Origin of the sequence: Citrobacter sp. RHBSTW-00859 (assembly GCF_013729795.1) — a bacterium.
Classification (GTDB): domain Bacteria; phylum Pseudomonadota; class Gammaproteobacteria; order Enterobacterales; family Enterobacteriaceae; genus Citrobacter; species Citrobacter braakii.
In genome coordinates this window covers 3489289-3501456 of record NZ_CP056284.1, presented here as the reverse complement: position 1 = coordinate 3501456, position 12168 = coordinate 3489289, and the positions used below count along the sequence as shown (strand labels likewise).

The 12168-nt window shown below is 52.7% G+C and carries 12 protein-coding genes; 2 read left to right on the top strand and 10 right to left on the bottom strand.

The features are described 5' to 3' along the window. Positions 1-9: 9 nt before the first annotated feature. From mrdB to HV302_RS17490, 5 genes are all read right to left on the bottom strand, one after another. Complete coding sequence (gene mrdB / locus HV302_RS17510) at positions 10-1122, bottom strand: peptidoglycan glycosyltransferase MrdB (RefSeq protein WP_006685529.1); 1113 nt, start codon at positions 1120-1122, stop codon at positions 10-12. A gap of 2 nt (positions 1123-1124) precedes the next feature. Beyond that, entirely contained in the window at positions 1125-3026 is a 1902-nt protein-coding gene (gene mrdA, locus HV302_RS17505; protein ID WP_016152233.1) for a peptidoglycan DD-transpeptidase MrdA, read from the bottom strand. Positions 3027-3056: 30 nt separating this feature from the next. Further along, positions 3057-3524: a 23S rRNA (pseudouridine(1915)-N(3))-methyltransferase RlmH gene (gene rlmH, locus HV302_RS17500; RefSeq protein WP_003022725.1), complete on the bottom strand. Its 468-nt coding sequence runs from the start codon at positions 3522-3524 to the stop codon at positions 3057-3059. 3 nt (positions 3525-3527) lie between these two features. After that, complete coding sequence (rsfS, locus tag HV302_RS17495; protein ID WP_003022728.1) at positions 3528-3845, bottom strand: ribosome silencing factor; 318 nt, start codon at positions 3843-3845, stop codon at positions 3528-3530. 254 nt (positions 3846-4099) lie between these two features. Beyond that, positions 4100-4711, bottom strand: coding sequence for an adenosylcobalamin/alpha-ribazole phosphatase (locus HV302_RS17490; protein WP_181626353.1), 612 nt, complete (start codon positions 4709-4711; stop codon positions 4100-4102). Between the two features lie 96 nt (positions 4712-4807). Between HV302_RS17490 and cobD the strand changes: the two genes are divergently transcribed. Further along, on the top strand, positions 4808-5902 hold the full coding sequence (gene cobD, locus HV302_RS17485; protein ID WP_181626352.1) for a threonine-phosphate decarboxylase CobD: 1095 nt from the start codon (positions 4808-4810) through the stop codon (positions 5900-5902). Here cobD and nadD read toward each other — a convergent pair. From nadD to leuS, 4 genes are read right to left on the bottom strand one after another with little or no spacing between them, the layout of a single operon-like run. After that, positions 5877-6518 (bottom strand): nicotinate-nucleotide adenylyltransferase, encoded by a 642-nt coding sequence (gene nadD / locus HV302_RS17480; protein WP_087121840.1) that lies wholly within the window; start codon positions 6516-6518, stop codon positions 5877-5879. The genes cobD and nadD overlap by 26 nt on opposite strands. Position 6519: 1 nt before the next feature. Next, on the bottom strand, positions 6520-7551 hold the full coding sequence (gene holA / locus HV302_RS17475; RefSeq protein WP_019076260.1) for a DNA polymerase III subunit delta: 1032 nt from the start codon (positions 7549-7551) through the stop codon (positions 6520-6522). Then, on the bottom strand, positions 7551-8144 hold the full coding sequence (gene lptE / locus HV302_RS17470) for an LPS assembly lipoprotein LptE (RefSeq protein WP_016152238.1): 594 nt from the start codon (positions 8142-8144) through the stop codon (positions 7551-7553). Before lptE ends, holA begins: the two co-directional genes overlap by 1 nt. Before the next feature lie 14 nt (positions 8145-8158). Next, positions 8159-10741 (bottom strand): leucine--tRNA ligase, encoded by a 2583-nt coding sequence (gene leuS / locus HV302_RS17465; protein ID WP_181626351.1) that lies wholly within the window; start codon positions 10739-10741, stop codon positions 8159-8161. A gap of 235 nt (positions 10742-10976) precedes the next feature. Between leuS and HV302_RS17460 the strand changes: the two genes are divergently transcribed. Then, positions 10977-11459: a zinc ribbon-containing protein gene (locus HV302_RS17460; RefSeq protein ID WP_003022748.1), complete on the top strand. Its 483-nt coding sequence runs from the start codon at positions 10977-10979 to the stop codon at positions 11457-11459. A 49-nt stretch (positions 11460-11508) separates the two neighbouring features. Here HV302_RS17460 and HV302_RS17455 read toward each other — a convergent pair whose 3' ends face one another. Beyond that, entirely contained in the window at positions 11509-11988 is a 480-nt protein-coding gene (locus HV302_RS17455) for an Hcp family type VI secretion system effector (RefSeq protein ID WP_019076262.1), read from the bottom strand. Positions 11989-12168 lie beyond the last annotated feature (180 nt).

The following is a 12168-nucleotide window of genomic DNA, read 5'->3' as shown; positions in this document are numbered from 1 at the left end:
GCGTACCCCTTACACGCTTTTCGACAACATTTTTCTATGGGTGTGGATCGACATAACAATCCCGAACCCGGCCATCAGCACGATAAGTGCCGAGCCTCCGTAACTGACCAGTGGGAGTGGAACCCCAACCACGGGCAGAATACCGCTCACCATACCAATATTTACGAAGACATAAACGAATAATATCAACATTAAGCCACCCGCCATGACGCGACCAAAGGTGGTTTGCGCGCGGGCAGCGATCCATAATCCGCGCATAATCAGCAAAATGTAGAGCGTCAACAGAATCAAGATCCCCACCAGACCCAGCTCTTCCGCTAAGACAGCAAAGATAAAGTCGGTGTGGCGTTCGGGTAAAAACTCAAGCTGCGATTGTGTACCATGCAGCCAGCCTTTGCCGCGTAACCCGCCGGAGCCAATAGCAATTTTAGACTGAATTATGTGATAACCCGCGCCCAGCGGATCGGTTTCCGGGTCGAGCAGCATCATGACGCGCTGACGCTGGTAATCATGCATCAAGAAGAACCACAGTATCGGGATAAACGCCGCGACCAGAACCACCGCAACGCCGATTAAGCGCCAGCTCAAACCAGAAAGGAACAAGACAAACAGACCGGAAAGGGCGACCAGAATTGAAGTGCCGAGGTCTGGTTGGGCGGCGACCAGCAGCGTGGGCATAAAAATCAGCACCAGCGCAATGGCGGTATTTTTTAGCGATGGTGGGCAAACGTCACGGTTAATAAAGCGCGCAACCATCAGCGGCACGGCGATTTTGGCAATTTCAGAAGGCTGAAAACGCACGATACCCAAATCCAGCCAGCGCTGCGCACCTTTGGAAATGGCGCCGAAGGCGTCTACCGCCACCAACAGAATGATGCAAAAGATATAGAGATAGGGCGCCCAGCCCTCATACACCCGGGGGGGAATTTGCGCCATCACTACCATGATGACCAGGCCCATTGCGATCTGGCCGACTTTGCGCTCCATCATGCCAATATCCTGGCCGCTGGCGCTCCAGATGACCAGTGAGCTGTAAACCAGAAGAGCCAGCAAAATAAGCAACATTGTGGGATCGATGTGGATTTTGTCCCAGAATGTTTTTTTGTTCGGATTATCCGTCACGATTATTGGTCCTCCGCTGCTGCAACCGCTGGGTTTTCCGCAGGCAGATTGGTGTTGTTGTCGCCCAACATAATATGGTCAAGGATCTGGCGCATAATGGTACCCACTGCCGGACCCGCACCGCCGTTTTCAAGGATCATGGCGACAGCGACCTGGGGTTTATCATAGGGGGCGAAGGCCGTCATCAGCTTGTGGTCACGTAAACGCTCGGCGATCTTATGCGCGTTATAGGTTTCATTAGCTTTCAGGCCAAAGACCTGCGCGGTACCGGATTTCGCCGCAATTTTGTAAGGCGCGCCAGCAAAATACTTATGTGCAGTTCCGTTAGGGCGGTTCGCAACACCGTACATACCGTCTTTCGCGATTTCCCAGTAACCAGAATGAATATCGCCAACGGGCGGTTCGTGCGGCTGTACCCACGGCACCTGCTTGCCGTTTTCTGCCGTGCTCATCAACAGATGCGGGACTTTTATCAAACCGTCGTTGATAAGGATCATCAGCGCTTTACTCATCTGGATTGGGGTTGCTGTCCAGTAACCCTGGCCGATGCCGACGGGAATGGTATCACCCTGATACCATGGCTTTTTAAACCGTTTTTGCTTCCACTCGCGGGTTGGCATATTGCCGGAGCGTTCTTCGGCAAGATCGATGCCCGTATATTTGCCGTAGCCAAATTTGCTCATCCACTCTGAAAGCCGGTCAATCCCCATATCATAGGCGATTTGATAGAAAAACGTATCCGCGGACTCTTCCAGAGAGCGGGTGATATTCAGATGGCCGTGCCCCCACTTTTTCCAGTCGCGGTAACGTTTTTCAGAGCCCGGTAGCTGCCACCAGCCCGGATCGAACAGGCCGGTATTGCGGGTGATGACACCTGCGCTTAACGCAGAAACCGCAACGTAAGGTTTAACCGTCGAAGCAGGGGGGTAAACACCCTGTGTGGCGCGGTTAACCAAGGGGGTGTTCGGGTCATTGAGCAACCCGGAATAATCTTTACTGGAGATACCATCCACGAACAGATTCGGGTCATAGCTCGGCATAGATACCAGCGCCAGAACGCCACCGGTACGCGGGTCGGTAACCACCACGGCGGCACGGCTGCCCGCCAGCAGCGTTTCAATATACTGCTGGAGTTTCAAATCAAGGGTGAGATAGATATCGTGCCCGGCCTGCGGCGCCACTTCTTTCAGCTGGCGAATGACGCGGCCGCGGTTGTTCACTTCAACTTCTTCATACCCGGTTTGGCCGTGAAGCACGTCCTCATAATAGCGTTCAATACCCAGCTTGCCGATGTCATGCGTTGCCGCGTAGTTAGCCAGTTTGCCGTCTTTGTCCAGGCGGTCTACGTCTTTATCGTTGATCTTCGATACGTAGCCAATTACGTGGGTCAGCGCAGAGCCGTATGGGTAATAGCGGCGTTTATAGCCTTTAACTTCGACCCCAGGAAAGCGATATTGATTCACGGCAAAGCGTGCGACCTGAACTTCAGTCAGGTTGGTTTTTACCGGAATTGAGGTGAAACGGTGTGAACGGGCGCGCTCTTTTTTAAAGGCAGCAATATCGTCGTCCGTCAGGTCTACGACGTTACGCAGCGCGTCGAGGGTATCCTGAATGTTGTCTACCTTTTCCGGCATCATTTCTATCTGATAAATGGTGCGGTTAAGGGCGAGAGGAATTCCGTTGCGGTCATAAATGATGCCGCGACTCGGCGCGATAGGCACCAGTTTGATGCGGTTTTCGTTCGAACGGGTCTGATAATCAGTGAAGCGAACGATTTGCAGATTATAAAGGTTGGCGATCAGCACGCCGGTTAGCAGCAAAATCCCCAAAAAAGCGACCAGCGCCCGGCGCACAAACAGCGCGGACTCAGCCGAATAGTCGCGAAAAGAATTCTGTAGTTTCATCCGCTGCTTAATCTACTCAAGAATCAATGATCACTCACGGTGATAAGGATGGTTGGTGGTAATGCTCCACGCCCTGTACAGACTCTCCGCGACCAGAACCCGAACAAGAGGGTGTGGAAGGGTTAATGCAGAGAGTGACCAGCTTTGTTCCGCTGCCGCTTTACAGGCAGGAGAGAGACCTTCAGGCCCGCCAATTAACAGGCTGACGTCACGACCGTCCAGTTTCCAGCGCTCCAGTTCGGTCGCCAGCTGCGGCGTGTCCCAGGGTTTACCCGGGATATCAAGGGTGACGATGCGGTTTTTGCCTGCGGCAGCCAGCATCTGCTCACCCTCTTTGTCGAGAATGCGTTTAATGTCCGCGTTCTTGCCGCGCTTTCCTGCCGGGATTTCGATCAGCTCAAAGGGCATATCTTTCGGAAACCGACGGAGATACTCGGTAAATCCGGTTTGTACCCAGTCAGGCATTTTCGTACCCACAGCGACAAGTTGCAGCTTCACGCATTAACTCCAGAGTTTTTCCAGTTCATACAGGCGACGACTCTCTTCCTGCATCACGTGGACAATCACATCGCCGAGGTCAACGACGATCCAGTCAGCGACATTCTCGCCTTCCACGCCGAGCGGCAGCAGGCCAGCAGTGCGGGACTCCTGAACCACGTGGTCTGCAATAGACATAACGTGACGGCTGGATGTACCGGTGCAGATAATCATGCAATCAGTGATGCTGGATTTGCCCTGAACGTCTAAGGCGATGATGTCTTGACCTTTCAGGTCATCAATTTTGTCGATTACAAAATCCTGGAGTGCTTTACCCTGCAAGTGTTCCCCCTGGGTGAAAAGAGTTAAAAACGTCCGTTAGTATACCTGAACCAGAGGCGATATCGGGACAAATGTCTCCGAATGCGCTTGTGAAGTGCGCTATCATCCCACCCCACGCTACAGAATGCATCGCCATTTTTGTAAAACAATTTCTGCAAAGCTCTGAAGGGCGGGAAAAGTCAGGCTGCGGAGAATAACAGCCTGTCATGGGGTGTCAATGGGAGAGAGGCCCTTCGGCATAAAAAACAGCGCTTTCACTCCCCGTCGCGCCATACGGCCTGGCTGTTAAGCACTTTCAGAACCGCAAAATCGTCACAAAAATCAATTGCGCTCCAGCAGCCTTGTTCGACGCGGAAATGCCACATTGCCGCAGCGGGCATGGACAGCAGACGGGCGATCAACACGCTCAGCACGCCTTGATGACTCACCACCAGCAGATTTTGGCACGCTTTATAATCAGCAAGCTGGGCAATGAAACGTTCCACTCGCTGGGAAAACGCCTGAAAACCTTCGCCATTGGTGGGCGTCGCATTCTGCCAGTCGTTACACCACACGGCGTAATTTTCGGCGTCTTCGCGCGCCAGATCGCGATGGTGACGCATTTCCCAGTCACCAAAAAACATCTCATTAAGCTCAGGCATGTTGCGCACAGGAACTTCACGTTCTGCCAGAATCAACTGCGTTGTATGGCGGGCGCGTTCCAGTTCGCTGCACAGAACGTTGTCGACAGGGACATTGCGTAACAGCGTACCCAGCGTTTGCGCCTGAGCGATCCCCCGTTCCGTTAGCGGTGTGGGGGCGTGGCCGCTATATAAACCAGCGACATTGGCTTCGGTTTCGCCATGACGTACTAACCAGAGTCTCATGTTTTCCTCGTGAGGCTATTCGCACAAAATATGATGTTTGCCCTGATTGCGCAGTGATTTTTCACTAAAATACCCTTTTTTACGTGGAGCGGCACGATGTCTTTATTGAAGAGCGCACATGGCGGTAACACCCGAGAAGCCGCCGAATTGTTGGGCATCTTGCCTGAGCAGTTGCTGGATTTTAGCGCGAATATTAACCCGCTGGGTATGCCAGTAAGTTTAAAACGGGCGATTATCGACAATCTGGACTGCACGGAGCGTTACCCGGATATCGATTACGCGCAACTGCATGCCGCGCTGGCGGAGCATCATCAAATTCCGACGTCGTGGATCCTGGCCGGGAACGGTGAAACCGAATCCATTTTTACCCTGGTGCATGGCCTGAAGCCACGCCACGCGATGATCGTGACGCCCGGATTTGCGGAATATCGTCGGGCGCTGCAATGGGGAGACTGTACGATCCATGAGTTTGCGCTGTGCGAAGACGATGGTTGGCAGCTTACCGATGCGATCCTCGATGCGTTAACGCCTGAGCTGGACTGCCTGTTTCTCTGTACGCCCAATAATCCCACCGGGTTGTTGCCCGAAACCCGCCTGCTGCGTGAAATTGCCACGCGTTGTGAGTCGCTGGGGATCGCCCTGATCCTTGATGAAGCGTTTATCGATTTTATTGCCGGGGAGTCGGGGTTTATCCCGTTACTGCACGAGAACCCGCATATTTGGGTGCTACGTTCGCTCACCAAGTTCTATGCGATCCCGGGATTGCGTCTGGGGTATCTGGTCAACAGTAACGAACAGGCCGTTGCAAAGATGCGCAACCAACAAATGCCGTGGTCAATTAATGCGTTTGCTGCCCTGGCAGGCGAGATTATCTTACGCGATAGCGCGTATCAGCGGGCGACGTGGAAATGGCTGGAACAAGAGGGGGAGCGGTTTGATCAACAACTGCAAGATCTGCCCGGCCTGACGGCGTATCCCGGCCGGGCAAATTATCGTTTATTACGCTGCGATCGTGCGGATATTGATCTGCAACTTGCGTTGCTGAAACAGCATGTCTTGATTCGCAGTTGCGCCAATTATCCGGGGCTGGATGCACGCTATTATCGGGTAGCCGTTCGCAGCCAGGAAGAGAATAACCACCTGCTGACGGCCTTACGCAAGGCGCTTAGCGGTACAGTCCCTGTTGATTGATATAGTCAAGCACCGCGTCTGGCATCAGGTCGTCGCACGGCTCGCCCTTTTCCAGGCGCTCACGGATGAGCGTGGCGGAGATGTTAAACCACGGCGTTTCGGCCAGGTAAATCTTCCCGCAAGGCAGGTTGTGCAGGTCATCTGCTGAATGGGTCAGATGATCCTCCAGCCATTGCTGGTGTTTTTCCTGCGCCATTTCGAGTGGATAGCCCGGACGTCGGCACACGATGAGGTGGGTATTACCCAGAATCGTGTGGTAGTCATGCCAGGAAGGGAAGGTAAGCAGCGAATCCTGACCAATGATAAACGCTAACGGCACGTTTGGGCCTTGCTCCTCGCGCCACTCTTTTAGCGTTTGCGCGGTGTAGGAGGCGGTATCGCGTTTCAGTTCGCGTTCATCCAGGGAAAATAGCGGTTTATCAGCAATGGCCAGTTCAACCATACGCTTACGTTGCTCACCGGACGCTTCGGGCTGCGCACGATGTGGCGGCACGTTATTGGGCATGATGATGACCCGGGAAAGGCCAATCAGATTCGCCAGAATTTCAACCGGTTTAAGATGACCGTAATGCACCGGATCAAAGGTGCCACCGAACAAAGCCTGTAATGATTTCATATCAACCATCAATAAAAACATCGGCCAGCGATTTATGACAGAGCAAAAGGGAAAGCCCCTCAAGTTCCGCCCACACTGACTGACCATAGTCTTGTTTAAGCGTAATTTCCGTACGCGTTAAAAGCGTAACAGCCTGACGCAGTTGCGCCGGGTTCAGCCGGTTTAAGGCATCTCCCATCATGCCCCGGCGATTTTGCCACACCCGGTGTTTATCAAACAACGTGCGCAAAGGCGTATGGGCCGACTGCCGTTTTAAGTTAACCAGCAACAGCAACTCACGCTGGATCGTACGCAGCAAAATAACCGGCTCGCTACCTTCCAGGCGTAGCTGCTGCAGAATGTGCAGCGCGCGTTTGCTTTTACCCATTAGCAGCGCATCTACCCAGTGGAATGGGGTAAAGTGCGCGGCATCGTTAACCGCTTTCTCTACGCGAGGCAGCGTTAGTTTGCCGTCAGGCCAAAGCAACGCTAATCGTTCCAGCGCTTGCGCCAGTGCTAACAAATTACCTTCATAGCAATAGCACAACAGCTGATTGGCTGCGTCATCCAGTTGCAGGTTGTTAAGTTTCGCCCTGGCGGCAACCCAGCGAGGAAGCTGTGCTTGTTCCGGCGTCTGGCAGCTTACCTGAACCGCGTTATTTGCAAGCCCCGTATACCATGCGGCGTTTTCCTGTGCCCTGGTGAGTTTGTTGCCGCGAACTATCAGCAGCAGATCGTCATGTAACAGAGTGACGAGTGACGCGAGCTGTTCATTAATGGCGGCATTAGGGCCATTTTCAGGCAACTGCAGAAGCAGGGTTTGACGGCTGGCAAACAGGCTCATCGCCTGGCAGAGTGAAAAAATCTCTCCCCAGTCGGTGCTGTTGTCCAGAGTGAAGGCGTGGTGTTCTTCGAATCCTTGCGTTGCGGCAGCCTGACGGATGGCATCCTGGCTTTCCTGCAATAAGAGGGGATCGTTGCCCAAGAGTAAATACGCCGCGCGCAGCCCTTCATTGAGCTGTGCGCGGAGTTGTTCAGGGTACAACTTGAGCATCAGTTACCCAGCGTGGTGGAGACACGCGCCGGAGATGACGCAGGCGCTGCGGTTTTATTCACCGCAGGCTCAGCATCAGCATTGGATGACTGAGTATCGGCCAGATGTACGCTTGGCAGCTTACGAATCAACTGTTCAGCCGCTTTGTCATACATCTCTTTGATGATCATGTCCTGCTCGTTATCTTTCGCCAGTGCAGCCTGTGGGTTGTCAAAGAACGAACGATAAACTTTGGCGCTGATTGGGTAAATATCATGACCTGGAATCAGCACAGTAGCACTTACGGACATCACCATCTGGTATTCAGCCGTTTGACCGTTCTGGAATACCGATGCCGTATCCTGCGAAAGGCTGACCGCACCCAGACGTAAGGACGTCACATCTTTACGCATAGTACCGTCTTCAAGCAGCGTAACGCCGTTCAGACGCAGCTGATTACGCACCGCGCGGCTTAACGGGCCGTTCGGATCGCCAGAGTTCAGGATCATGGTTTTCATTGAGGGTGGAACCTGCGTAGTACTACGCAGATGCCAACCACACCCGGCGGTGACAAGCACCGCCAGCGATAACAACAATGTTGTCAGAAGTCGCACGCTTCCTCCCGCGCTTAGCCAACGACCAGATTGAGGAGTTTACCCGGTACATAAATCACTTTACGTACGGTAACGCCATCAAGATATTTTGCCACCAGATGCTCCTGGCCAGCACGTTCACGAACCTGCTCTTCAGTGGCGTTTACCGGAACGGTGATTTTGCCACGTACTTTGCCGTTTACCTGAACCACAACCAGCGTTGAGTCTTCAACCATTGCTGCTTCGTCCGCCACCGGCCACGGCGCGTTGTCGATATCGCCTTCGCCTTTCAGCGCCTGCCACAGGGTGAAGCAAACGTGTGGGGTGAACGGGTTGAGCATGCGTACAACAGCCAGCAACGCTTCCTGCATCAGGGCTCTGTCCTGCTCGTCTGCCTGCGGTGCTTTCGCCAGCTTGTTCATCAGCTCCATAATCGCCGCAATCGCGGTGTTAAAGGTCTGACGACGACCGATATCATCGGTGACTTTAGCAATGGTTTTATGCACGTCGCGACGCAGCGCTTTTTGATCTTCGCTCAACACATTAACGTTCAGGGCAGCAAAATCTCCCTGGGACGTATGTTCGTAAACCAGTTTCCAGACACGTTTCAGGAAGCGGTTCGCCCCTTCAACGCCGGATTCTTGCCATTCCAGCGTCATATCAGCCGGAGAAGCGAACATCATGAACAGACGTACGGTGTCGGCGCCGTAGCGTTCAACCATGACCTGCGGGTCGATACCGTTATTTTTCGACTTGGACATCTTGCTCATGCCGGTATACACCAGTTCATGACCTTCTGCGTCCTTAGCCTTGACGATACGACCTTTTTCGTCACGCTCAACGATGGCATCAACCGGAGAAACCCAGTTACGTTCGCCGTTGGCGCCAACGTAGTAGAACGCATCGGCCAGAACCATCCCCTGACACAGCAGCTGTTTAGCTGGTTCATCAGAGTTGACCATGCCTGCGTCGCGCATCAGTTTGTGGAAGAAGCGGAAGTAGAGCAGGTGCATGATGGCGTGTTCAATACCGCCAATGTAGATATCAACCGGCAGCCAGTAGTTCGCCGCGTCGGAATCCAGCATACCTTCCTGATACTGCGGGCAGGTGTAGCGCGCGTAGTACCAGGACGACTCCATAAAGGTATCGAAGGTGTCAGTTTCGCGCAGCGCAGGCATACCGTTAACGGTGGTTTTCGCCCACTCCGGATCGGCTTTGATTGGGCTGGTAATGCCGTCCATGACTACGTCTTCCGGCAAAATAACCGGCAGTTGGTCTTCTGGCGTTGGCAGGACGGTACCGTCTTCCAGCGTCACCATCGGAATCGGCGCGCCCCAGTAACGCTGACGGGAAACACCCCAGTCACGCAGACGATAGTTAACTTTACGCTCACCCACGCCTTTAGCTACCAGCTTGTCAGCAATAGCGTTGAAGGCCGCTTCGAAGTCGAGGCCGTCAAACTCACCGGAGTTAAACAGCACGCCTTTTTCGGTCAGCGCTTGTTCAGACAGATCCGGCTCTGCGCCTTCAGCAGTCAGAATTACCGGCTTGATGGTCAGGCCATATTTGGTCGCAAATTCGTAATCGCGCTGATCGTGACCCGGAACGGCCATAACTGCGCCTGTACCGTATTCCATCAGCACGAAGTTTGCCGCCCAAACCGGGATCTCTTCGCCAGTCAGCGGGTGAACGGCTTTGAAACCAGTGTCGACGCCTTTCTTCTCCATGGTCGCCATTTCGGCTTCAGCAACCTTGGTGTTGCGGCATTCGTCAATGAAGGCAGCCAGTTCTGGGTTATTTTCAGCGGCTTTCTGCGCCAGCGGATGACCTGCAGCAACGGCCAGGTAGGTCGCACCCATAAAGGTGTCCGGGCGTGTGGTGTAGACGGTCAGCGTGTTGTCGTAACCGTTCACATCGAAGGTGATTTCCACGCCTTCAGAGCGGCCAATCCAGTTGCGCTGCATCGTTTTCACGGTGTCAGGCCAGTGATCCAGATTATCCAGGTCGCGCAGCAGTTCGTCAGCGTAAGCGGTGATTTTGATGAACCACTGCGGGATCTCTTTACGCTCAACTTTGGTATCGCAACGCCAGCAGCAGCCGTCGATAACCTGTTCGTTCGCCAGTACGGTCTGGTCGTTCGGGCACCAGTTAACGGCAGACGTTTTCTTGTACACCAGCCCTTTTTTGTACAGCTCGGTGAAGAACTTCTGTTCCCAGCGGTAGTATTCCGGGGTGCAGGTCGCCAGCTCACGGCTCCAGTCGTAACCGAAACCCAGCATTTTGAGCTGGTTTTTCATGTATGCAATGTTGTCATACGTCCACGGTGCCGGGGCGGTGTTGTTTTTAACCGCAGCGCCTTCGGCAGGCAGGCCGAACGCATCCCAGCCAATTGGCTGAAGTACGTTTTTGCCCAGCATACGCTGATAGCGAGCGATCACGTCACCGATGGTGTAGTTACGTACGTGGCCCATGTGTAGTCGACCAGAAGGATAGGGAAGCATAGACAGGCAGTAATACTTCTCTTTGCTCTCGTCTTCGGTAACTTCAAATGTGCGCTTCTCATCCCAGTGAAGCTGTACTTTGGATTCTATCTCTTCCGGGCGGTATTGCTCTTGCATGGCAGCCAGTGGTCCTGTTTTCAATACAGCTACAAACGTAGCTCTAGATGTGGTGTTTTAGATCCGCATAGCATAGCCCAAACGCCCGCGCCAAAACAGCCTTTCGCGCATTCAACGTTGAATTCCCGTAAGGATAATTCTTGCACGAATTTACACACTCTGTGGACAGTCTTGCAAAGCGTAGCGTAAATAACGTCTATTATTATAGACAGTTAACGACCCAGGAGGCGAAGCGATGAACAAGGTTGCTCAATATTACCGTGAACTGGTGGCTTCACTGAGTGAACGCCTGCGTAATGGCGAACGCGATATTGATGCGTTGGTGGAACAGGCGCGTCAGCGCGTTATGCAGACCGGGGAGTTAACGCGCACCGAGGTGGAAGAGCTCACCCGGGCCGTCAGACGCGACCTGGAAGAGTTTGCTCTGAGCTATGAAGAAAGCCTCGATGAGGAGACCGACAGCGTCTTTATGCGGGTTATCAAAGAGAGTATCTGGCAGGAACTGGCCGATATTACCGATAAAACGCAGCTCGAATGGCGCGAAGTGTTCCAGGACCTCAGCCATCACGGGGTTTATCACAGCGGCGAGGTGGTCGGGTTGGGCAACCTGGTGTGCGAGAAGTGCCACTTCCATTTAGCGGTGTACACTCCTGATGTGCTGCCGCTATGCCCGAAATGCGGACACGATCAGTTCCAGCGTCGACCGTTTGAGCCGTGATTTTCACCTGAGAGCCGCTAACGCGGCTCTGTGAGGTATTGCGAATGTGTTACGCCACAACGCGTTGATTCCAGGCATCCGTATAGATGATATTTCCATCGCAATGCTTCCATGTGATGCTTTCATAGCGTAGCAGAATGGTTTCAAGATGTGTCCCGGTTGAAGCTCCAGGATAAAGATCTGCGGTAATGGATGTGATTTTCACATTGTTTAGAATGATATTAAAATACTCCTTTTCCATTCCAGCTTCGGTGAGCGTGTACATTTTTATCGTTGCGCATTTAAGTGTCGCTCCTTCGCTTTGAGCCTTATATAGCAGGGGAGTTACACGATCAAATTCTTTCTGAAATTGGATTGGAGCATGAATGCGCGTACCAGTTAGCCGCCCTGTATTACCATCTGTTGGAATATTTACATTATGGGTAAGGGATTTTATTTCTATAGCACCTACTCGATCAGAGACCAGAGACGAACCTACAAGCGGGGAACCATTAGTATCAACTAACCAAAGGTAAGCTGGATTAGACATTATAAATTCCTTTTATGGATTGGCTTAATAAATATATAATATTGGGTTATTTAAATTTTTCGAATTTTTCTGTAATGAACGGATAAAACCAAAAAATAACAATAATACTGATTAGCATTAGCTCCCACCAGTATTCAGGAAATAAATATAACCAGAGTACGGCAAAAAAAATCAAGATTG

Coding starts and splice junctions, on each gene's coding strand:
- mrdA (WP_016152233.1), bottom strand. CDS start 3,026: ATGAAACTACAGAATTCTTTTCGCGACTATTCGGCTGAGTCCGCGCTG.
- HV302_RS17490 (WP_181626353.1), bottom strand. CDS start 4,711: ATGAGACTCTGGTTAGTACGTCATGGCGAAACCGAAGCCAATGTCGCT.
- cobD (WP_181626352.1), top strand. CDS start 4,808: ATGTCTTTATTGAAGAGCGCACATGGCGGTAACACCCGAGAAGCCGCC.
- nadD (WP_087121840.1), bottom strand. CDS start 6,518: ATGAAATCATTACAGGCTTTGTTCGGTGGCACCTTTGATCCGGTGCAT.
- holA (WP_019076260.1), bottom strand. CDS start 7,551: ATGCTCAAGTTGTACCCTGAACAACTCCGCGCACAGCTCAATGAAGGG.
- leuS (WP_181626351.1), bottom strand. CDS start 10,741: ATGCAAGAGCAATACCGCCCGGAAGAGATAGAATCCAAAGTACAGCTT.
- HV302_RS17460 (WP_003022748.1), top strand. CDS start 10,977: ATGAACAAGGTTGCTCAATATTACCGTGAACTGGTGGCTTCACTGAGT.
- HV302_RS17455 (WP_019076262.1), bottom strand. CDS start 11,988: ATGTCTAATCCAGCTTACCTTTGGTTAGTTGATACTAATGGTTCCCCG.